This is a genomic window from Iodobacter arcticus, from assembly GCF_042664895.1.
GTDB lineage: Bacteria > Pseudomonadota > Gammaproteobacteria > Burkholderiales > Chitinibacteraceae > Iodobacter > Iodobacter arcticus.
The window spans coordinates 17,754-39,857 of record NZ_JBHTBQ010000002.1 but is presented as its reverse complement, the minus strand read 5'-3'; the positions used below and the strand labels follow the sequence as shown (position 1 = coordinate 39,857).

Genomic DNA, 22,104 nt, shown 5'->3' with positions numbered 1-22,104 from the left:
GCCTATGCTGATCTGTGCCTATCAAGCATCTTCTTAAACCGTTATCCTTTACTTACTATTTTGTAAAAGGATTTTGTTATGGATTTCCAAACACCCATCGATCGCAGCGCGACCTCCAGCCAGAAATGGAATAAATACGCAGGGCAAGACATCCTGCCGATGTGGGTGGCTGATATGGATTTTGCCAGCCCCGTTTCCATTATGGCGGCCTTGCAAGAGCGCGTGGCGCATGGCGTGTTTGGTTATACCGATGCACCGGACAGCTTGGTAGAGGCGGTGCAGTCTTACGCAGCTCAGCATTACGGTTGGCAGATCGATACCAGCTGGATTGTCTGGCTGCCGGGTTTGGTGCAAGGTTTAAACTTAGCTTGTCGCGCGGTGGGCGAGGCGGGCGATGAAGTGCTGACCGCCACGCCAATCTACCCGCCCTTTTTACGCGCACCGGGCCTATCTAACCGCAGCCTGCTGACCGTGCCCTTGCTGCAAAAAAATGATTCATGGGAATGGGATTTTGCCGCACTAGAAGCGGCGATCACGCCTAAAACTAAGCTGCTGCTGCTGTGCCATCCGCATAATCCGGTAGGCTGTGCCTGGAGTACAGAAGAGCTGACCCAGCTGATTGCCATCGCCCGCCGCCACGATTTAATTATCTGCTCGGACGATATTCATTGCGATTTGCTGTTGGCGGAAGGCCTGAAGCATCAGCCTCTGGCCACGCTTGATGCCCACTTTGCCGCACAAACCATTACCCTGCTTGCACCCTCCAAAACATGGAATATCGCAGGCCTCGGCTGCTCGCTGGCGGTGATCCCCGATCCAGCCCTGCGTGCGCGTTTTCAAAAACAAATGGCAGGCATCGTGCCATCGGTTAATTTACTGGCCTTTACCGCTGCCGAAGCCGCTTACCGCGACGATGGCATCTGGCATGCTGAGCTGATCGCCACTTTGCGGGCGAATCGGGATATTTTACTGGCTTGGTTTGCGGGCTCTGAGCGCTTAAAAATCACCCTGCCCGAGGCGACTTACCTTGCGTGGATCGATGCCAGAGCGCTAGACCCGATCAACCCACTGCCGTACTTTGAAGCGCTGGGTGTGGGTCTGTCAGATGGCCGTGATTTTGGCCTGCCCGGCTTTGTGCGCCTCAACTTCGGCTGCCCGGCTGTGACATTGAAAGCGGCTTTAAAACGGATTGAGTCGCTGCGTTAGAAGAATTTGTAGGGTGCAATAAGTCTGAGGCTTTATTCAGGCGCATTGCGCCGCTTTTTACCAACCCCTTGCGGCGTAATGCAGCCAAGCAAAAAGCGCTTGGCTTTATTAGCGCCCTACAAGTTCCTCTGCAGGGCTTGGTTTTATAGGGTGTACAACGACGAGGTCGTTGCGCACCAAGAAACGGTGCGCAAGAAAAACGATTTGCACACCCTATAAAATCAGCTTTTCACTTTGTTTCTGTCGTGAATTGATGCTTATCGCGTCACAAATCCCTTATTCCCGCCTTCTCACATCCCCGCTCTAATTTATTCAGCATGCCCTGAAAAGCCAGCAGTTCTTCGTCGTTAAATTCTTCCAATATCACATTTAAAAATGCGCTGCGTTTGGGCAGGGCTTGGTGTATTTCGGCGTAGCCTTTTGGGGTGAGGGTGACGTTGCTGAGGCGGTTGTCTTGTGGATCGTTACTGCGTTGGATTAAGCCTTCTTTTTCCATGGCTTTAAGTAAGCGGGTGAGCGAGCCGGGGTCCATTTTTAGTTGCTGAATCAGCCATTTTTGCGAGCATTGGGTTTCTTTATGCAGCTGGTTCAAAATGCGCCAGCGCGTTAGCCCTTGGCCAACAGATGATTCAAACGCGCCCAACATGCTGCGATAGCTGCGGCCTAGTTGTTGTAATACTTTGAGTTGTTCGGCTTCATGCGGCGTCATGCTGGGGCTCTATGGCGGGTTTAAATTGAATACGTGGCAGGCGGCGCAGGCACCAAAAGGCAAACAGTACAGCGGCGATACCTAGCCATTGGCTGCTTTGAATGGCGTGGCTGAGTATGGCGCGGGCTTGCTCTATCAGTTGTAAACCATCTTCGCCCAAGGCATTCATTTGCAAGATAGCGGCTTGCTGGCCTTCAAGATTGACCAATACTTGCGGATTATTCATCAGGCTGGCTACGGGCTTGGCAAATTGCTGATTAATATCGTGCTCGTAGCGCCAAGTTAAGATCGATCCAACCAGCGCGGTGCTGAGCATCCCACCAATCATTCGCAGTGATTGCAATAGCGCGGTGCTGATCCCTAGGTCTTTGCGCGGGCAGGTTTCTTGCACAAAAATAGTGAGGTTGGGCATGATAAATCCCAGCCCCAAGCCGCCTAAAGCCATCAGGCTAATAATTAAGGGATGCGCGGTTTGCGGAGTGATATTCATAATACCAATCACGCAAATCAGCAGCAGGCCAAAGCCCAGATAGAGCATGGCTTCTGGCCTAGGTAGATGCGGCACAATTCGCCCATTAATAATGCTGGCAAAGGTAATGCAGACCACCAGCGGCGTAATCAACATCCCGGCTTGGCTGGCCGATAAATGAAAGCCACCTTGCAAAAGAAGCGGGGCGTAAGACAATAGCGCAAACATGGTAAAGCCCATCAAGAGTGATAGCCTGAATAGCGCCGCAAGGGCGGGGTCTCTGAAGAGGGCAAAGGGCAGCATGGCGTGCTCATTATTGGCTTCTTGCTTCCAAGCCAAAAATCCCGCTACCAGACATGTGATCAAGACACTGATGACGGGCACGCTCAGCCCCTGCTCGGGTAACCATTCAACGGACAATTGTAAGCTGCCTAAAAATAGCGTAATCAACAGCGCGCCCAGCCAATCGAGGCGAATTTTTGTGCTGTGTTTGGGCTTTAGACGTGGCAAAAAGCGGCTTACAAAAATCAAACTCATCAAGCCAACAGGGATATTCACATAGAAAACGGCGCGCCAGCTGACATAGTGGGTGAGTAGCCCGCCAATGCTCGGGCCGATGGCGTTGGCAATCCCAAATGCAGCGCTCAGCATCACTTGCCATTGCAAGCGCACTTTGCTATCGGGGAATAAATCGGGAATACACGCAAAAGCCGTGCCGACCAACATCCCACCGCCTATCCCTTGCAGCGCACGGGCTAACACCAGCAGCAGCATGCTATTGGCCATGCCACACAGCACCGATGCCAGCGTAAACGTCACGATGGCCACCACCACAAAAGGCTTGCGCCCGTAGTAATCGCCTAAGCGACCAAAGATAGGAATGGTCACCACCGATGCCAGCAAATAGGCGGTGGACACCCAGGCATAAAGCTCAAAACCATGGAGTTCGGCCACAATCGTCGGCAGGGCGGTGGCCACAATGGTTTGATCGAGCGCCACCATCATAATCACAAAACAAATGCCCAGTATGGCAAGCAGGGATTGGCGGAAGGTACGTTCTGGATGCTGATTTAACATGATAGACATAGCAATGATTGACGGGTCAATTAATTATCACAGCTTGCTATGGGAAAGCGAAAGGTACTTTTACCTGCTTTTTAGGCTATGCAAGCTGGTTTTCTTGCTCATCACACACAAAGCCATATTTTGTTTTGCCTTCGGCTTTGGGTTGATGTGCTTAAGCGGCTTTTCTCGCCCACAAAAAAGCGCAGACCCGCTGCGCTTTGCCTGAGCAATCTATTGTTTAGCGTTCAGCAAACGCCAGTTGTGCCTTGTGCTCTGCTGCTTGGCAAGCCGCCGCAGTGAATAGCACATCGGTTGATGAATTCAGCGCGGTTTCGGCAGAATCTTGCAACACGCCAATAATGAAGCCCACGGCAACCACTTGCATCGCCAGATCGTTAGAAATGCCAAATAAGCTGCACGCCATAGGAATCAGCAATAGCGAGCCACCGGCTACGCCAGATGCACCGCAGGCGCAGATGGCGGAAACCACGCTTAATAGTAGCGCTGTAGGTAAATCAACCTGTATGCCAAGAGTATGCACTGCAGCCAGTGTCAGCACCGAAATCGTAATTGCTGCACCCGCCATATTGATGGTCGCGCCCAGTGGAATCGATACAGAGTAATCGTCTTCGTGCAGGCCTAGCTTTTTACATAACGCCATATTTACAGGGATATTCGCGGCAGAGCTGCGGGTAAAGAAAGCGGTAACGCCACTTTCACGCAGGCAGGCAAAGACCAGTGGGTAAGGGTTGCGACGTAGCTTCCAAAATACAATCGCAGGGTTCATCACTAGCGCCACAAACAGCATGCAGCCGATCAGCACTAATAAGAGATGGGCGTAGGTAAGCAAAGCTTCGATGCCGGTTTCGGCAATAGTAGAGGCGACGAGGCCAAAAATACCGAGTGGCGCAAAGCGAATCACTACGCCCACAATGATCGCTATGCTGGCAGATAAGTCGTTTACTACTGTTTTAGTGGTTTCATTGGCATGGCGCATTGCTACACCCAAGGCAATTGCCCAAGCCAGAATGCCGATAAAGTTGGCATTCATCAGCGCTTTTACTGGGTTATCAACCACACTGAGTAAAAGGCTGCGCAGCACTTCTACAATGCCGTTTGGCGGGGTGATATCGCTTGCATGTTTAACCAGAATCAGTGTGGATGGAAACAAAAAGCTAGCCGCTACGGCCACAACAGCCGCTGCAAAAGCTCCGAATAAATAAAGAAGTAAAATGGGCCGCATATTTGATTTTTGGCTGGGCTTATGGTTGGCAATTGAAGCAGCCACCAAAACAAAGACCAATACGGGAGCAACTGCTTTTAAGGCGCTGACAAATAAGTTGCCTAATAGGCCTGCCGATGCGGCTGCAGTGGGGAAAAATAAAGCCAGTGCAATACCAGCGATGAGGCCAATCATAATCTGGCTAACAAGGCTACTGCGATTTAATAGCCTAAGTAGCGGGTTTTGTGTCTGCTGCATCGTATTTCCTTTGCTGTTTTATTCTCACACCATCTATAGGATAAATTAAAAGACCAATAGGATAAGTGATGGTTTTCTAAGATGGTGTAGAGGGGAAGGCTAGGTGCTGAGAATAAAAGGGAAAGTGCAAAGCGGCAACTGGGGATTGCCTTAGCAAAAGGCATTTTTTACGTGGTGATATTACCAAATAAAAATAGAGATGTGATGTTTGAACAGTGCCTTTCAATTGAATAAGAAGTGGTCAGTTATATATAAGATTGAATTAAGTATTTATCAGAAAAATTAACTATACATCGATGCTAATAATTAACAGCAGGGAAAGAAAAAGCGGCTATCCAACGATGCTGGATGGCCGCTTTACTATAGAAAGGACAAAAGCCCTTCGGATTAAATCAACAGATTAATGTCAGTGTATTGGTCTACATTTTAAAGCGATTAAACGCCGCCTGCATTTTCTTAGCTAAATCATCAAGCATTTTAAGTGTTTGCATGGATGATTGCAGCGCAGCATCAGAATCCAGAATTTGCCCGTTAATCGATTCGGTGCTTTGCGCCATCGCGGTGGTGGCGTTTTGCTGCTCACCGGTTGATAACGCAATTTCGCTGATTCGCTCAGTGACTTGCTGCATAGATTGGCCGATCAGCAGCATTTGCTTGCTGGCGGCATGCGTTAGCGAGCTGCTTACATCAACCGCTTTCACCGTCGTTTGCATATTGCTTACTGCCAAGCCTGTTTCGCTGAGGATATCGCCGATCATCTGGCTGATTTCCATCGTGGCCTTACCGGTGCGCTCTGCAAGTTTGCGTACTTCATCGGCCACTACAGCAAAGCCACGGCCTTGCTCACCCGCACGGGCGGCTTCAATGGCAGCATTGAGCGCCAGCAAATTGGTTTGATCGGCAATCTCACGAATCACATTGGTGATTTTGGTAATGTCTTGCGAGCGATGCTCTAATGAAGCCAAGAGCGTCGATAAATCACCGACAGATTGGCGGGTATGCGCCATTTCTTCGCTGATTTTCAGCACATTTTCGCTGCCATGATGCGATGCACCTGCGGCTTCTCTGACTAAAGCATCGGTTTCACGTGCGGCTTCAGCAATATGCGAAATACTGACGCTGACTTCTTCGATTGCTGCCGCATTTGAGCTGGAAATATCGGCCAGATTATGTGAATCATTAGCCAGTTTGAGCACCGAGCCGCTGACTTCACTTACACCGCCAGTTAGCTCAATCGCTTCGCTGCGCAATTCTTTAAATAAGATGTTTAAGCGATCAATAAAGCGGTTAAACGCTTGCGCGGTTTCTGCGACTTCATCATTGCCTTTACTTGGAATGCGGCGGGTAAGATCGGCTTCACCTTGCGAGATATCCAGCATGGCATCACGAATCTGTAATAAGCCAGCCAATAAGCGGCGCAGATAGGCGGTGCAAAATAGAATCACCACGATCAGCACTAAAATCACAGCCGCAATGATCACCATAATGAGGTGATTGAGCGGTGCATCAATTTCAGATTTATCCAAGGCCACACCCAGCAGCCAGTCGCTGCCTGCTATGGGCGATAGCTGAACGATATAATCATCGTCGCCAATGGCAAAAACTTCTGATTTGTTTTGCAGTGCATAAAACTGGCTGGAGTCTAGGCGGGGGATAAGCTCGCTGATTGGTTTTAACTCAAAGCCTGACTTAGGATAGGCAATGATTTTGCCTTCCTTGGTCATTAAAAATACATGGCCTTTACCCGCTAATTTGATGGCGAGTGTGGATTTAACCAAATCGCCAATCATAATATCGCCGCCCAGCACTTTATCCTGATTGCTTACTTTTTGTGCCAAAGTAAGCACCAGCTCTTTAATTGCTGGATCTGCATCACGATAAGGCTCGGATACGATGACATCATTGCTGGATTTTGCCTGAATAAACCAAGGGCGCGCCGCCGGATCGTAATCCGGGCGAGGCTTGCTTTGGCCTGGCACCGAATACATCATGGTTTTTGTGCTGCCATCGCCTTCAAACATCAGGCTGTAGCCGCCGGCATCAGCCAGCTGTTGCAGATAAAGGCTGATGTTTTCTTCGCCGCTATGGCGTAGTGCTGATTTAATCACCTGCTTACGTGCATCCAGCCAATGGCTGATAAAGGCCGTTTGTGCGGCGGCAACCGAATCAATCTCCCGCTCGGCTTCGGCGTAGGTATGGTTGCGGATATTGAGGCACGTAATAATCGTGATGCTGATGGTGGCAAACAGCATGGATAAAGCGATTAATAGCGTAATTTTACTTCTGATCGATTGCATCATGTACCTGAAAGTAAAGAGAATTCGGCGCAATTATCCTCTTTTCTTATGTTGTTAGAATAATCTAATACGCTTAAATAGCCTGATGGGTATTAATAACAAATTCCAATCAAATAAATAATATTCTATTGGCATAAATCAGAGCTATTTATGCCCCAAACTAAGCAAGATGGTTAGATTCTGCTAAACAATCAGCCCTTGAATTCATCTTCAATAGGCGTCATCTTTATCACACGCTTTAAAAAACTGCCCAAGGAGTCTTTATGCACGGCCCAAGCCCGGATAATAAACACCCAATGGATGGATTTCCCCAGATTTGTTTTATTAAAAACACCATCAACAATCCTCATATTGTGGTCGGGGATTACAGCTATTACGATGACCCGGAAGATTCGGAAAACTTTGAACGTAATGTGCTCTATCACTATCCCTTTATTGGCGACAAACTCATCATTGGTAAATTCTGTGCCCTTGCCCGTGGCGTGAAATTTATTATGAATGGCGCCAATCACAAGCTCTCTGGCATCTCCTCCTATCCCTTTCAAATTTTTGGCAATGGCTGGGAAAAATCTGCGCCACCTCTTTCTGATTTTCCCTACAAAGGCGATACCCTGATCGGCAACGATGTATGGATAGGCTACGACGCTTTAATTATGCCGGGGGTGAAAATCGGCAATGGTGCTGTGATTTCATCCCGATCTGTTGTCACCCGTGATGTGCCCGCGTATACCGTTGTGGGCGGCAATCCTGCCAAGCTGATCAAGCACCGCTTTACCTTGGATCAAGTTGCAAGGCTGGAAGAAATCGCTTGGTGGAATTGGCCGGTAGATATTATTAGCCAGCATTTGCCAGAAATTATGGCGGGGGATATTGAAGCATTGGGAGCGGTGATTTTGTAACACTTTGAGGTGGGGTGCGCCTAGGAAATTAAATGACTCAAAGCCTTTCTAAGCTTGGTTTTTTGTGTTTTAAAATGGGTATTGATGTTTTTAGGGTTTAAATGAATGGCGAGTGATTTCTTACATATTGAATCAATAGGCCGCGGGCCGGATGTGGTTTTGCTACATGGCTGGGCGATGAACAGCACGGTTTGGCGCGGCGTGGCGGACGCTCTGAGTGATGATTTTTGCCTGCATTTGGTGGATTTACCCGGCCATGGCAAAAGCACAAGCAGCCAGCCTTTGTCGCTGGAGCAGATGGTGGCCGAGCTGGATGCGGCTTTTTTCAGGCCGGTGCAAGTGGTGGGCTGGTCTTTGGGCGGTGCGGTGGCTAGCCGCTGGGCATTATTGCAGGCAGAGAAAATCCGCTCGCTCACCTTGGTGTCTTCCACGCCGTGTTTTATGCAAAGGGAAGATTGGCAGCCTGCGATGGCCCCAGCCACCATGAGCCAGTTTGCCGCCAGCTTAGCCGCAGATTGGCAAGGCACACTGAAGCGTTTTATTAGCCTGCAAGTACAAGGCGGCGCAGAGGCGCGGGCCTTGGCTAAAACGCTGAGTCAGGAATTATTTCAGCATGGCGAGCCAAGCTTAGCCGCCTTGCAAGAAGGTCTAGCCATTTTGCGCGATACCGATTTACGCCAGCAAATAAGCCAGCTAACTTGCCCCGTATTACTGCAATTTGGCAACCGCGACACGCTCACCCCATTGGGGGCAGGAGAATGGTTGGCTAGGGCTTTGCCACAGGCCGAGCTGATTGTTCACAGCGGCGCAGCCCATGTGCCATTTGCCTCACATCTGGACGATTTTATCGAGGCGCAGCGGCGATTTTTGCTGGGGGGGATGTAGATGATGTTGGGTAGGCGTAAGCGCCTACTTTCGTAGGGCGAGAGAAACCCGCGTGCGATGCTGAAAAATACGCGGGTTTCACCCGCCCTACAACGCAATCTGCCCCAGCTTTATCCGTTTTAAGGCTTTTTACCCAAAGTCAGCGAGCCATCTTTGCTTTTTAACTCAATCAGCTGACCGGCTTCCAGCACTTTTACTTTAGCGCCTTCAGCAAAAGTCTGGCCAACAGCACGGCTGATGGCGCTATTGTCGTCTCCCATGCAGGCCATCATGGTGGAGGCCAGCATGCCTTTAAGTTGTTGGTTTTCATCTTTTAAGCTACCCATCACCCGGTTGCAGCCATCAAAGCCGGTAATGCGCATGGTTTTTGCGTCAAAAGCCAGCATCGCCTTGCTATTGCTACTTACGGCGTTATCGTTCACTTTGACGATATTCCACTCGCCATCAAAGCTGGCGGCAGCGCTTGGGGAGGCGGGTGAAGAGGGCATCACGCTGGCACAGGCTGATAAACCAATGGCTAAAACAGAGCTAAGCAATAATTTACGCATATTTGATATCCATAGAGTGCAGCTGGCAAGATGCTCAGCATAGATTTAAGTCGCTTAAAGCTTAGTTGAGCGGGAGCAATAGAGGCGAGGTATTAAGTGGCATTCGGTAGTATTTGTCGTGGATGTGGCCAATAAAAAACGCGAAGACTTGCTTCGCGTTTTGTTTTAATAGACCAGCTTTTTAAAACAAAGAAATATTTTCTGTCTGCGTTAAGCACCTAGGCATAAATTACCCAATACTTTTCATTCATGTGTTTTTCGTAGGGTGCAAAACGCCGTAGGCGTTACGCACCAAGGGCCGGTGCGCAAGAAAGGCACTTGCACACCCTACGCAAATCACATATTTTTTCCTTTAAAAATGCGTGATAACTTATATAGAACTACTTATAAAAAAAATGTATGGCTAATTTTTCAAGAGACATATTTTTATTTATTGTGCTTAAGATAGGAGAAAAATAAGTATTATTTTAGCTGTCTTTTAATGTTAAAACTATATAAATTCCAGATGAAAAAAATATAAAGTAGGTGAGAAGTAAAGTTTTTTCTGCAAGTTTACTAAGTATTTTTCGGTGTTTTTTTAGTGCAAGAGAGGAAATGTAAAGCAGATTCGGGGTTAGAAATAAAAGTATTAAAATCGCAGATATTGAATGCATATTCTTCCATAGAATACGGATATAATCTGAGTATGGGATTAGTAGCCTGTCTCTATTGTTGATTGGTCTGTTTTTATATCTTTCATCGATGACGCAGCAGGTACCTACAATGTTGCGCGGTAAATAATATATTTTTTCTGAGGTGCATGATTGATAGGTTTTTATACTGTGATAGTTCGTGGTATAAAAGTTGAAGAAAAATATAATTAATGGAAGTAAAGCCAATCCGATCCATTGGGGAATGATGGAATAATTTTCGTTTTTCATCTTCATTTATTCTATTTTAGTAAATTAGTTATTTCATTGTTTTTGGCGTAGTTTACTGCCGTTTTCCCGTGCTTGTCTTTGCGTTCTTTACTGGCTCCAGCCCTGAGAAGTTCAATAATGGCCTCTTTGCGGCCGAGTTCAGATGCCAGCACCAATGGTGTTTCGCCGTCGCAGTCAGGAAAATTGACATCAGCACCATGCTTAATCAATGATTTAATGAACTCTGTATTATTTCTGTACACAGCAGTTTGTAATGGTGTATCAAGGCTTGATATTTCATTAACTATTGCGCCGGATTTAACTAGGTCATCAATTAATTCTATCCATTCAGGGTCCGGTTTAGAATATAAGATCACCTCTGATAATGGGTTAAAACCGCCATCCGATTTTAAGTCTCCGTAATCATGTATTTTAATCATTTTTTTTACATCAACGCTCTCCAGATTTCGCACTTGTACTTGGATAATCGAGGCATTTTCCTGTCCAAAAGACATAATGAGATGCCATCCTAGCAGCCATGGCAAAAAAGAAAATACAATAGCAAGCGACGTAATTATTAATTGTATTAATTGGCGCATACGCTCTTCATTTCTCTAGTTGTAATTGTTGACTTCATCTGCAAAATTCACGGCAAAAAGGGGGCGATAGGCTTGATTGTGTTGCTAGATGGTATTGGCGAGAAACACCAGTCCAGACGGGGCCGTCGAGAAATTCCCTTGCCAATATCGCCGTCTTATCATGCCCCATTTAGGTTTGCTGCAAACAGTGCTGCTGAAATTGCTCACTCAGAATGCTCACGCTGGCATGATTCATTTCCAGCCGTGTATAAAATATCCGTTCGTATAGGCATCCAGCAGACGACTTTAATTAACAAAAGGTGCCTTTAACCCTTCTCAAACCACGCAATACTCTCTACATGCGCCGTGTGTGGGAACATATTCACAATCCCCGCCGCTTTAAGCGTGTAGCCCTTGTTGTGCACCAGCACATCGGCATCGCGCGCGAGGGTGGAGGGATTACAGGATACGTAAACAATGCGCTTGGGGCCGGTTTGGGCGCTGATGGATTTGCACAGCTCGTGCGCGCCATCTCTTGGCGGATCGATCAGCATCTTGTCGAAATGGCCGAGTTTTTTTAGCCAGCTCTCCGTCATATCAAATAAATTCGCCACTTTAAAGCTGGTGTTGCTGCTCAGGCCATTATCGCTAGCACTTTCATTGGCTCTGTCTACCAGTTGTTGCAAGCCTTCCATCCCCAATGTTTGAGCGCCGCTTTTTGCAATGGGTAGGGTGAAATTACCCACGCCACAGAAAAAGTCAGCAATCACGTCCCCTGCTTGCGGATCAAGCAAACCCATCGCCCGCGCCACCAGTGTGCGGTTAATACGGTGATTCACTTGGGTGAATTCGGTGGGCTTATAGCGCATTACAATGCCAAATTCAGGAATGCTATAGCTGAGCTGTGCAGCAGCTAGCGGATAAAACGGCGTGGCCGCTTCAACGGATTTAGCTTGCAGCCAAATTTGTACTTTCCACTGATCTGCATATTTTTTAATCAAAGCCTGATCGGCTTTATTAGGGGCGACTGGCGTGCGCAGCACCAGAATATCCACATGTTCCCCAACGGCCAGCTCAATATGCAAGATGCGATCTTTAATCGATAAGCTTTTAATCAGCGCGCGCAGCGGCAAGATTTGCTTGGAAATATGCGGTGGCAAAACGCGGCATTCATTTAGCGCCGCAATCACTTTAGAGCGCCGCTCAAAAAAGCCCAGCCTCACTTCATTTTGCTTCGCATCATAAGACACCGACAAACGCGCCCGCTGGCGATAGCCCCATTCTGGGCCATAAATCGCTGGCAACATCATTTCGGCTTTTACATTGCCGATGCGTTTAAGGTTGTCTTCCAGCACCCGCTGCTTGGCCGCTACCTGACCTGTGAATTCCATATGCTGCATGCTGCAACCGCCGCACACGCCAAAGTGCGGACAGGGCGGATTAACGCGCATATGGCTGGCAGTATGAATTTGGGTGGCTTCGGCGTTTTCAAAACGCGGCTTAATGCGATAGCTTTTATAGCTGACGGTTTCATAAGGCAGGGCGCCATCAATAAAAATTGTCTTGCCTTCTACGCGCGCAATGCCGTGGCCTTCAAAGTCTAAGGATTCAATTTTGGCAGGAGCAGTCATCAATAAGGCCATCGCGTAAAACGGCGGATTATAGCAGGCTTGGGAGTGGGGGAGCTGGAGGCCGCACGGGATGAATGGCTGCCATGCAGCATGATGATGGTTTTGGAGGGCGATAAAAGCGACGCTTATCGCGCCGTATGAAGTGAGCTTGCTTGGCTTAGTTCAGTGTTTTTTCTGCTTATAAAGATGCTTTAGCTTAAAACCTAACACAGCAAAATATCGAACCATAGGGAAATTCGAGCGTTTTTTCATGACTCATTTCTCTCAATAAGTCAGAACTCCGTGATCCCTGTTCATTTAGCAAGTGATCTGCTGGGGTAAATAATCGTCGATGACAACACTTCAATTCTTCATTGCGCGCTTGTGAGAGCCTCATGAATACCTTGCGTTCGCTAGCGTACAGATCGCTTTTAATATCATCTCTACTATTTGAATGGTGAGCTCTAGCAAGAACAGACATGTGCTCATACACACACCCATTAATGACAGTTTCTGGAGTTCACCATGAACAAAGATCAAACCAAAAATCACGTTGAAGAAGCTAAAGGTAAAGAAGTTAACGCTAAGGTTGTTGCTAACAAGGATGTAGAGCAAAAGGGAAAAACTCAAAACGCTGAGGGCAAAACCAAAGTTGCCAATAGTGATAAAAAACAAAAGCCTAAGGATGCTAGTAAAGACAGTAAAAGCAAATAAATATCTTAGGACTTTTTCTAATCCCAATGTAGTAATCAAATCTTTGTTTTTTTACTGTATTCGCAGGAGCACAAAATGAATAACGAAACTATCAATGCAGATTCGGTGGTGTTAGGCCGATTTAAATCAAGAGTATTAAGCGCTAGCACGCTCAGTGGTGACGATGTTTACAATCGAAATGGCAATAAGCTTGGAAGTATTAAGGAAATCATGATCGACATTCAAGAAGGGAGTATTTGCTACGCCGTGTTGTCATTTGGTGGGCTGTTTAGTTTAGGTGAAAAGCTGTTTGCAATCCCATGGAGTGCCTTTACGGTTGATACAGAAAACAAGCGTCTCTTATTAGATGTAGAAGAAGAAATGCTTAAAAAAGCCCCAGGGTTTGATGCGGATAATTGGCCGAATATGGCTGATGATTCATGGCGAAAGAGTATCCATTCTTACTACACCTTGTAGTTAATGATCGGTAGCTGTTTTGATTTAACACGGCGCATGTGTGTCTGGGTAAAAGGCAAACCACACAGGCATGGATGGATGGCGAGTGCCGTACGGAGCCGCCCTATTTCCTGCGGTACTTTTATTTCGGTAACGGCTTACTCCTGAGGAAAACTAAATGCATAACTTAGCGAAATTAATCAGCTTCACTCTTGTGCTCAGTGTTTCTGCTTGGGCTGAAGAATCCAAAATGAGAGCAGAGTCTTCAATCTCAGTTGAGAACGGCTCAGCGTGGGGCATAGACAATACCGAAATGAATGTTCGGGATAAAAACGGTGCCACGTTGACGCCGCAGATGCAATCGAACCGTAAGGAAGATCGGATGCTGCTGGCAGCCGTTAGGCGCACTGTCGTGGATGACAAAACGCTTTCGATTTTTGGCCAGAATGTAAAAATTCTCGCTCGGGATGGCGTGGTGACATTGCGTGGGCCAGTTGATAACGACAGCGAAAAGAACAAGCTCGGGGAACTCGTGAAGCAGGTTGCTGGTGTGACTAGCGTTTTAAACCAGTTAGATGTCAAAACCAAATAACCCTTAGGAGACACACATGAAAACCGCAGTTTATTGTATTGCCCAAGATCGTGCTAAGGCTGAAACCATTGTGGCTAGTTTGCGAAGTGCGGGGTTCTTAAGTAGCAATATTTCTGTGCTTATGCCTGATAAATTGGGCACTCGAGATTTTGCCCATGAGCAAAACACCAAATTACCCGAAGGCACGGCGACCGGTGGAGTTGCAGGCATGGGCGTCGGAGCTATCCTAGGTTGGCTAGCTGGCATTGGCAGCTTGGCTATTCCAGGTGTTGGCCCGTTTATCGCTGCGGGTCCCATCATGGCCGCTTTGGGGGGAGCTGCTGTAGGGGGGGCTGCAGGCGGAATTATCGGTGGTCTGGTTGGAATGGGCATTCCAGAATATGAAGCTAAGTTGTACGACGGGAAAATCCAGAGCGGAAATGCGCTTATTTCGGTGCACACCGACGACGGCGAGCAAGTAAAAAGAGCCAAGGCAATTTTTGAAGGGGCAGGGGCTGAAGACATTAAATCTACGTCAGAAGCACGTGTACCGAACTGATTTGTAGGTTCGTAGATTTTTACGAACCACAGCACAGAACTTTGCCCAATAGCCCCCACCCGGTGCTGTTGGGCTCTCCAGTACCTTGTCAAAACAAAGGGCATCAAGCTGGAGCGTTGCTCATTATCCGTTTCAGGATTGCGCTAGATTTGCAACAAGAAAAACGCAATGACCGTCCAGCCCATTCACTTGCTTGCTTCGATGATTAATCACTCAGGAGGCCTTAATGAAAAAGACGACTAAACCTATCGCTGCCAATAACGAGCTTGTCATAGCCACGGATGCCAGCCCCCACAATAGGGGTGCACAACAAGCCGCTGCCATCGATGAACTCGCTAGGTTAATGCCCTTCAATGCCAACAAACACAAGGAATTCGGGTGTGACAATGCTATCTCGCCGCCGGTTGGGCAGACACTCGAATCAACGTCTGAGCTGACATCTTGTAGTACCCTTAGCGAGTCCAATGTTTCGGCTAAGACGGGTGGCGGAGTCGCCTCGCTCGACTCAGTGCGCACCGATGCCACTGATCAGGTATTGACGACAAATCAAGGTGTTGCAGTCGGTGATAACCAGAATTCGCTGAAAGCGGGGTTGCGCGGACCGACTTTGCTTGAAGACTTTATCCTGCGCGAGAAGATTACTCATTTCGACCACGAGCGCATTCCGGAGCGGATCGTTCATGCTCGTGGTTCGGCGGCACACGGCTATTTCGAAGCCTATGAGGCGCTAACTGAATTCACGCGTGCAGCGCCCTTTGCGGCGGCAGGCAAGGTCACCCCCGTTTTTGTTCGTTTTTCCACCGTCGCTGGCGAGCGAGGCTCAGTTGATACGGCGCGCGATGTGCGTGGTTTCGCGGTCAAGTTCTATACCGATGAGGGTAATTGGGATCTAGTAGGTAATAACATCCCGGTTTTTTTCATTCAGGACGCGATGAAGTTCCCGGATCTGATCCACGCCGTGAAACCAGAACCACATAACGGTATGCCGCAAGCGGCCTCCGCTCACGATACCTTCTGGGATTTCGCCTCTCTGATGCCGGAGACCACGCATACGTTGATGTGGGTGATGTCTGACCGCGGCATTCCTCGAAGCCTGCGCATGATGCAGGGTTTTGGTGTGCACACCTTCCGGCTGATCAATGCTAACGGAGACTCGCACTTCGTTAAATTTCACTGGAAACCCAAGCTCGGCACTCATTCGCTTGTTTGGGATGAGGCAGTCAAGGTCGCCGGAGCTGATTCTGACTTTCATCGCCGCGATCTCTGGGATGCAATTGAAGCGGGCGAGTACCCGGAATGGGAGCTTGGTCTTCAGATTTTCACTGAAGCTCAAGCCGAAAGTTTCAGCTTCGATGTGCTTGACGCCACCAAGCTGATCCCTGAAGAGCTAGTGCCGGTGACGCCGGTTGGCCGCATGGTGCTCAATCGTAATCCTGATAATTTTTTCGCCGAAACCGAGCAGGTTGCCTTCTGCACGGCGCATGTGGTGCCCGGTATTGATTTCAGCAATGATCCGCTGCTGGCTGGCCGTATCCATTCCTATCTCGATACCCAGATTACCCGGCTAGGCGGGGCGAATTTTCATGAGATTCCTATCAACGCACCGCTGGTACCCATCCACAATAACCAGCGCGATGGTTTGCATCGCCAAGCCATACCCCGCGGCCGAGTTGCCTACGAGCCCAACTCGCTAGGCGGCGGTTGCCCATTTCAAGCGGGTGCGGCGGGTTTTGTATCCTTCCCGGAGCCTGTTGAAGGCGATAAGTTGCGCGGCAAGCCAGAAAAGTTTGCCGACCATTACACCCAAGCGACTTTGTTCTATGAGAGTCAGACTGAGGTTGAAAAGGCGCACATCATCGGTGGCTTTCGCTTCGAACTAAGCAAGCTCACCGTGCCAGCCATTCGTGAGCGCATGCTGGCCTCGTTGATGAATGTGTCTGTCGACATGGCTACAAAAATCGCAGCTGGGCTGGGCGTCAGCTTGCCTGAAAATATGCCTAAGGCACTAGCGATTACCCCTGAAGTGACGATATCGCCCGCGCTATCACTCACCGCGCTACCTGGCGCGGGTGATATTCGCACGCGCAAGGTTGCCATTCTCGTTGCTGATGGTGTTGATGGGGCTTCTGTTATGAGCATACAAGCCGCGCTCACCGCCGAAGGTGCCGTAGCCTGCATGATTGCACCCCGGCTCGGTGCTGTGCAAACCGCTGATGGCACATTGCTGCTTGCAACGGCTACGCTGGAGAATTCACCATCGGTATTGTTTGACGCGCTGGTCTTACCTGATGGTGCGAAGGGCGTTGCATTGTTGGCTCGATATGGACAGACATTGGAGTTCGTCACCAATCAGTACCGCCATGGCAAGACTATTCTTGCCCTTGGTGCATCGAAAGCCCTGCTCGAAAAAGCCGGTATCACGATCACGCTACCGTCAGGTGAAACTGATCCAGGTATTTTGCAGACAGCTAGTGTGGATGCGCTTGATGAGAGTGTGTCAGCCTTCTTTGTTGCCGTAGGTAAGCATCGTCACCCCGCTCGTGAGTTGGATCCACCCCTTATTTGATTATCTTATTTGATTAGGGATAGGGTTTTTTCTCTGGGCCGGAAAATGGTTAGTCACTGCGTGATGCTTCTCGGTAATCACTTGTTATTACCTTCGTCGCATTCCTCCTGTGTCTAGCCGTTTTCCGGCCCAACGCAATTGTGAATTAAACGTCAACAGACCCTGGGTAAGCACTGAACAAATCACAACTGTGGCAGTTAAAAGTCAATAATCATATTCTCTATTGATAAATCTGAAGAATCACGACTATTTTTCAAACTTTAGTCTGGTTCAAGGCTTCCATCCATCAGTCATTGCTGCTGTTAATGATGCAGAAAATAATCTTTATTATCTTTTTTCTATAGTTATTTACATTTAAGAATATTAAAAATTAATTTGTGTTGTTTTTATTCTTTATGTTCGGTTACGCACATAATGCGCCTTTAAATTTGACGTATAACTGACGTTAAATTTGCTTAGTCGTTATTTGTCGAAACAGCTATAGGAACAGAAGGTAATATATGATGCCCAGTCTTCATACCACATGCCAAAATAATCTTATCGCCAATTTACCTGCAGACGTCTATGCCCGGCTGCTTCCGCATCTCGAATTAGTCAACATGCCCTTAGGTAATGTTTTGTATGAGTCTGGCTGCAATATGCAGCATGTTTATTTTCCAACTACAGCAATCGTTTCATTGCTATACATTATGGAAAACGGTTCTTCTGCCGAAATTGCGGGGGTTGGTAACGAAGGCTTGGTTGGCGTTTCCTTGTTCATGGGAGGGGGCAGTACGCCAAGTCGTGCCGTTGTACAAAGTGCGGGTCATGCACATCGGCTGCGCGCGAATCTACTTAAAAGCGAATTTTGCTTAGCCGGGCCAATGCAGCATTTATTACTGCATTATGCCCAAGCCCTAATTATGCAAATGGCACAAACGGCAGTATGCAATCGATATCACTCTTTAGATCAGCAACTTTGCCGCTGGCTGCTGCTCACTTTAGATCGGTTATCCGGAAATAACATCACGATGACGCATGAGTTAATCGCCAATATGCTGGGGGTTCGTCGAGAAAGCATTACCGAAGCGGCCGGCAATTTGCAAAAGCTTGGGTTAATTCAATACAGCCGCGGGCGTATCATCGTGTTAGATCGCAAAGGCGTAGAAAAACGTTCCTGCGAGTGCTATCAAGTGGTTAAAAAAGAATTTAATCGTCTATTGCCAGAACACACCCTTCCCGTGAGCACAAAACCATCGCCATTGAGGGCAGCTAGGAAGTCACGTTCAGGCACTACGGCTGGTGTTTTTGTTTCTCGTTAAAGTGGATGACGCATCTATCAAGGTGTGTGTTGGAATTAGACAATTACACTTAACAGTTTTGCTGCAAGCTCACGTAAAACGGAATTAGATTATTATTGCGCCATGCTATTTGCTCGCAATGAGCTTGGCATGGCGCTGGCTCAAATTTACAGCCCCGCTTTATTATTGGCTTTGTGATGAATGTTTTTTATTAAATATTCTGATTTTTAGTATTCTTTTTTTAAAAATTCCCAATTAGACTTACTCAATTATTTTTTTCATTACCATGAACTATTCATTCACCCGTTGGGAAATAATTGGAAATCCGTACAAGTCCTTGCTAAATGGAAGGGTTTGTAAAACTGTGAGAGGCAGATTAATGCTGTATATCCGGTGTAAGGGATAAATTAGCTTTTATCCTCAGATTCATCATCGTCTTGCATACTGATATGAATTTTACTGGCTTGCTTTGCATGTTCATCAGCATGAGTAGCGTGACCATGTGCGATTTGCGCATGATGAGTCACCTTTTTTTTGTCATCTGATTTTAGCGATGTGGCTGCTGATTTATGACTTTTGGCCGCTTTTTCATGATGATCAGCGGCTTTTTCATGGTGCTCTTGCAGTGCAGACATGGAATCTTGATTTTTCTTGGCAGCAGTAGTCATAGCGTTCTCCGAAATGAGTAAAGGGATGTGTGGATCTCAAATTCCATCCACTTAATCATGGTGGACTGCCATGAAGGGCCGCTCCGTTCGCTTGCTAACATAGTCAGTAAAAAATATTGAAAAAAATGGGTTGATACTGCGTAGCTGTTTTTATGACAACAATTTGAGAGGGATCAAGAAGTGGGATTTTTGTAAAAATTACTTTTGAGGGGAGGAAGAGTAAGAAATTGTTGGGATTATCTATAGCTTATGAGAGCTAGCGTACAGAACGCGCCCAAGACGCTTGTCATAATCGTTGTGTTGGCACAGCAACGATTGCGATGTGCCTTATCCACTTAGAGGTCATTATGAGCGACGAAAAGAAGATAAATCTTGGTGAAACACCACGGGCACAGCAAAATTTTAATAGCAGTGTTGATCCTGCGCGGATGGCCCCAACGCCTGCCCCAGAACCTACCGCGTTTAAAGAGTTTATTCATCAAGCTGAAACGCAGTATCCAAAGATAGGTGCTGAAATCACTGATTCAGCCAGCTCGGAAAATGATCGTGCTGCAAGTGCACTGACCATGTTTGGCGATGACTTGAATTTTTTTGCGAAGCTCAATTCAAGTGTATGGGGAAGCTCAATGCAATACTGGCTCAATGCCAGCGAGCAGGGGTCAGTGCGTTATTTCCGATCATTAAATGCTTGCCTGCAAGCTTTATGCATATATCAGCCTGCAGATAGGGATAGGAATACCCACACTGTTTAGTTATGAATAATGGATGGTGAAGACCTATTTTGCATGAGGTAAATAGCGCTGACTGAAGCAATAGTTAATTGCAAAGTCAGTGCTATTTAATTTCAGCGCTTGGTATTGGCAAAAGAGGGCCGGGAAATTGTTTAATCAGCAAGCTGCTTAGGGATAAACCATTGGGGCAGATTGTGCACCTTTTTTGAGCGATGGCGGCAAGGCGAGACTCGCTCGTGCCTCGCTGGCCTCTGGCCGAAACCCCGCTCCGCTTGTTCCTCACCCCGGCGTGTTTCAAGGGGAGATTTCAGCCCCTTGCTACCAGCTGCGATACGAATCAAATTGCTGGGTTTTAAAATACTTAAAACCTGAAGAATAACTTAATTCAAGCCTTGTTTTCTCCGTGAAACTCAGTGGTCTCTGTGTTTCAAGATTTGGGTTTTGCTGTGCTGCACCTGTAAAAAATTAAAAACGCCGCAAGCAAATTGTCTTTGCATGCGGCGTTATTTATTGCTTTAAGGCGAATTGATTTCGCTTGCGTTTTACATTGCTGCTTTATAAATCGCAGTAATTTCTTCTGCTGTGGCTTGAATCGGGTTGGTAAAGCCGCAAGCGTCTTTAAGGGCATTGGCGGTGAGGGTTGGGAAGTCGGTTTCTTTTACGCCTAGCTCAGTCAGGCCAACGGGGATCCCTACATCGGCGGCAAGTTGGCGGATGGCGGAAAGGCAGGCTTCGGCGGCGGCTTCGTCGGATAAGAAGCGCACATCGCAGCCCATGGCGTGGGCGACTTCACCGAGGCGTTTGGCGGCGATACGGGAGTTGAATTTTTGTACGTGTGGCAGCAGCACGGCATTGCATACGCCGTGTGGCAGATCGTAAAAGCCGCCTAATTGATGGGCCATGGCATGCACATAGCCAAGCGAGGCGTTATTAAAGGCCATGCCCGCAAGGAATTGCGCGTAAGCCATTTGCTCGCGTGCTTGTAGGTTTTGCCCATCAGAGACCACATGACGCAGATTGTCGCTGATTAAAGTGACCGCTTTGAGCGCACAGGCATCGGTAATCGGTGTGGCGATGGTGGAAACATAGGCTTCTATGGCGTGAGTGAGTGCATCCATGCCGGTGGCGGCTGTCAGGCTGGCTGGCATGCCGAGCATTAGTTCAGGATCATTCACCGAAAGAATAGGTGTGGTGTGCTTATCGACAATCGCCATTTTTACATGACGTGTTTCGTCAGTAATAATGCAGAAGCGGGTCATTTCACTTGCAGTACCGGCAGTGGTGTTAATTGCAACCAGTGGCAGTTGTGGCTTTTTAGATTGATCTAGGCCTTCGTAATCGGCGATTTTTCCGCCGTTGCTGGCACAAAGCGCAATGCCTTTGGCGCAATCGTGCGGTGAGCCACCGCCGAGTGAAATCACAAAGTCACAGCCGTTTTCTTTAAGTAATTTTAAGCCTGCCTCAACATTGCCAATGGTAGGGTTGGGCTGAGCGCCGTCAAATACCACCGATACCACGCCATGCTTGCCCAATAGCTCGGCAACTTTAGCCACCATGCCAATTTTATTGAGTACGGCATCGGTCACAATCAGCGCTTTTTTAAAGCCGTAGGATTGAATGGTGTTTGCTGCGTCTTTAAGACAGCCAGCGCCCATTAGATTTACTGCTGGAATAAAGAATGCGGTAGTAGTCATGGCGGATCTGCCTGCAGGTCAAAATTTGAGCTTAATCATTTTGCCTATTGCAGGGTTTGTGTCAGATCAAAGAAAGATGGTAAGTTGGGGGCTATTCGCGCATGAGCGCAATTGTCCCTTTATCTTACTGGGTATGGGGATGCCGTTCGGTATGCGTAAAACGTAAGCTCCAAACTGTCTTTATCCGTATTCTTCTGTGTTTCGAGATCTGGGTTTTGTCATATCCGTTTAATCAATAAGC

Annotated in this window: 19 protein-coding genes; 10 read left to right on the top strand and 9 right to left on the bottom strand. The window is 47.7% G+C overall.

Annotated features, from left to right (window positions below; genetic code table 11):
- Positions 1-78 precede the first annotated feature (78 nt).
- Entirely contained in the window at positions 79-1,206 is a 1,128-nt protein-coding gene (locus tag ACFQNF_RS00980) for a MalY/PatB family protein (protein WP_380185452.1), read from the top strand.
- A gap of 265 nt (positions 1,207-1,471) precedes the next feature.
- Here ACFQNF_RS00980 and ACFQNF_RS00975 read toward each other — a convergent pair whose 3' ends face one another.
- The 4 genes from ACFQNF_RS00975 to ACFQNF_RS00960 all read right to left on the bottom strand — a co-directional run bounded on the left by ACFQNF_RS00975 (position 1,472) and on the right by ACFQNF_RS00960 (position 7,229).
- Complete coding sequence (locus tag ACFQNF_RS00975) at positions 1,472-1,915, bottom strand: MarR family winged helix-turn-helix transcriptional regulator (RefSeq protein ID WP_380185450.1); 444 nt, start codon at positions 1,913-1,915, stop codon at positions 1,472-1,474.
- A complete protein-coding gene (locus tag ACFQNF_RS00970; protein WP_380185448.1) occupies positions 1,902-3,470 on the bottom strand; it encodes an MFS transporter in 1,569 nt (522 codons plus the stop codon). Before ACFQNF_RS00970 ends, ACFQNF_RS00975 begins: the two co-directional genes overlap by 14 nt.
- Before the next feature lie 217 nt (positions 3,471-3,687).
- Positions 3,688-4,929, bottom strand: a complete 1,242-nt coding sequence (gene sstT, locus ACFQNF_RS00965) for a serine/threonine transporter SstT (RefSeq protein ID WP_380185446.1) — start codon at positions 4,927-4,929, stop codon at positions 3,688-3,690.
- Positions 4,930-5,348: 419 nt separating this feature from the next.
- Positions 5,349-7,229, bottom strand: coding sequence for a methyl-accepting chemotaxis protein (locus ACFQNF_RS00960; protein ID WP_380185444.1), 1,881 nt, complete (start codon positions 7,227-7,229; stop codon positions 5,349-5,351).
- Between the two features lie 260 nt (positions 7,230-7,489).
- Between ACFQNF_RS00960 and ACFQNF_RS00955 the strand changes: the two genes are divergently transcribed.
- Together ACFQNF_RS00955 and bioH are read left to right on the top strand one after the other, a co-directional pair.
- A complete protein-coding gene (locus ACFQNF_RS00955) occupies positions 7,490-8,125 on the top strand; it encodes a Vat family streptogramin A O-acetyltransferase (RefSeq protein WP_380185442.1) in 636 nt (211 codons plus the stop codon).
- A 105-nt stretch (positions 8,126-8,230) separates the two neighbouring features.
- The gene (gene bioH, locus ACFQNF_RS00950; RefSeq protein ID WP_380185440.1) at positions 8,231-9,010 is read left to right on the top strand and encodes a pimeloyl-ACP methyl ester esterase BioH; all 780 of its coding nucleotides are present in this window, start codon (positions 8,231-8,233) and stop codon (positions 9,008-9,010) included.
- 119 nt (positions 9,011-9,129) lie between these two features.
- Here bioH and ACFQNF_RS00945 read toward each other — a convergent pair whose 3' ends face one another.
- The 3 genes from ACFQNF_RS00945 to rlmD all read right to left on the bottom strand — a co-directional run bounded on the left by ACFQNF_RS00945 (position 9,130) and on the right by rlmD (position 12,666).
- Complete coding sequence (locus tag ACFQNF_RS00945) at positions 9,130-9,558, bottom strand: META domain-containing protein (RefSeq protein ID WP_380185439.1); 429 nt, start codon at positions 9,556-9,558, stop codon at positions 9,130-9,132.
- Positions 9,559-10,489: 931 nt separating this feature from the next.
- Positions 10,490-11,056, bottom strand: a complete 567-nt coding sequence (locus ACFQNF_RS00940; RefSeq protein WP_380185438.1) for an ankyrin repeat domain-containing protein — start codon at positions 11,054-11,056, stop codon at positions 10,490-10,492.
- A 305-nt stretch (positions 11,057-11,361) separates the two neighbouring features.
- Positions 11,362-12,666 (bottom strand): 23S rRNA (uracil(1939)-C(5))-methyltransferase RlmD, encoded by a 1,305-nt coding sequence (rlmD, locus tag ACFQNF_RS00935; protein ID WP_380185436.1) that lies wholly within the window; start codon positions 12,664-12,666, stop codon positions 11,362-11,364.
- Between the two features lie 504 nt (positions 12,667-13,170).
- Between rlmD and ACFQNF_RS00930 the strand changes: the two genes are divergently transcribed.
- The 6 genes from ACFQNF_RS00930 (at position 13,171) to ACFQNF_RS00905 (ending at position 18,791) form a co-directional block, all read left to right on the top strand.
- Positions 13,171-13,359, top strand: coding sequence for a hypothetical protein (locus ACFQNF_RS00930; RefSeq protein ID WP_380185434.1), 189 nt, complete (start codon positions 13,171-13,173; stop codon positions 13,357-13,359).
- Positions 13,360-13,434: 75 nt separating this feature from the next.
- Complete coding sequence (locus ACFQNF_RS00925; RefSeq protein WP_380185433.1) at positions 13,435-13,815, top strand: PRC-barrel domain-containing protein; 381 nt, start codon at positions 13,435-13,437, stop codon at positions 13,813-13,815.
- A gap of 157 nt (positions 13,816-13,972) precedes the next feature.
- Complete coding sequence (locus ACFQNF_RS00920) at positions 13,973-14,386, top strand: BON domain-containing protein (protein ID WP_380185431.1); 414 nt, start codon at positions 13,973-13,975, stop codon at positions 14,384-14,386.
- Between the two features lie 16 nt (positions 14,387-14,402).
- A complete protein-coding gene (locus ACFQNF_RS00915; RefSeq protein ID WP_380185429.1) occupies positions 14,403-14,924 on the top strand; it encodes a hypothetical protein in 522 nt (173 codons plus the stop codon).
- 226 nt (positions 14,925-15,150) lie between these two features.
- On the top strand, positions 15,151-17,490 hold the full coding sequence (locus ACFQNF_RS00910) for a catalase (RefSeq protein ID WP_380185427.1): 2,340 nt from the start codon (positions 15,151-15,153) through the stop codon (positions 17,488-17,490).
- 500 nt (positions 17,491-17,990) lie between these two features.
- The gene (locus tag ACFQNF_RS00905; protein WP_380185425.1) at positions 17,991-18,791 is read left to right on the top strand and encodes a Crp/Fnr family transcriptional regulator; all 801 of its coding nucleotides are present in this window, start codon (positions 17,991-17,993) and stop codon (positions 18,789-18,791) included.
- 386 nt (positions 18,792-19,177) lie between these two features.
- Here ACFQNF_RS00905 and ACFQNF_RS00900 read toward each other — a convergent pair whose 3' ends face one another.
- The gene (locus tag ACFQNF_RS00900; protein WP_380185423.1) at positions 19,178-19,438 is read right to left on the bottom strand and encodes a hypothetical protein; all 261 of its coding nucleotides are present in this window, start codon (positions 19,436-19,438) and stop codon (positions 19,178-19,180) included.
- 347 nt (positions 19,439-19,785) lie between these two features.
- Between ACFQNF_RS00900 and ACFQNF_RS00895 the strand changes: the two genes are divergently transcribed.
- Complete coding sequence (locus tag ACFQNF_RS00895; RefSeq protein ID WP_380185421.1) at positions 19,786-20,190, top strand: hypothetical protein; 405 nt, start codon at positions 19,786-19,788, stop codon at positions 20,188-20,190.
- 521 nt (positions 20,191-20,711) lie between these two features.
- Here the strand turns inward: ACFQNF_RS00895 and yiaY are convergent.
- Positions 20,712-21,863: an L-threonine dehydrogenase gene (gene yiaY / locus ACFQNF_RS00890; protein ID WP_380185419.1), complete on the bottom strand. Its 1,152-nt coding sequence runs from the start codon at positions 21,861-21,863 to the stop codon at positions 20,712-20,714.
- Between the last annotated feature and the right edge of the window lie 241 nt (positions 21,864-22,104).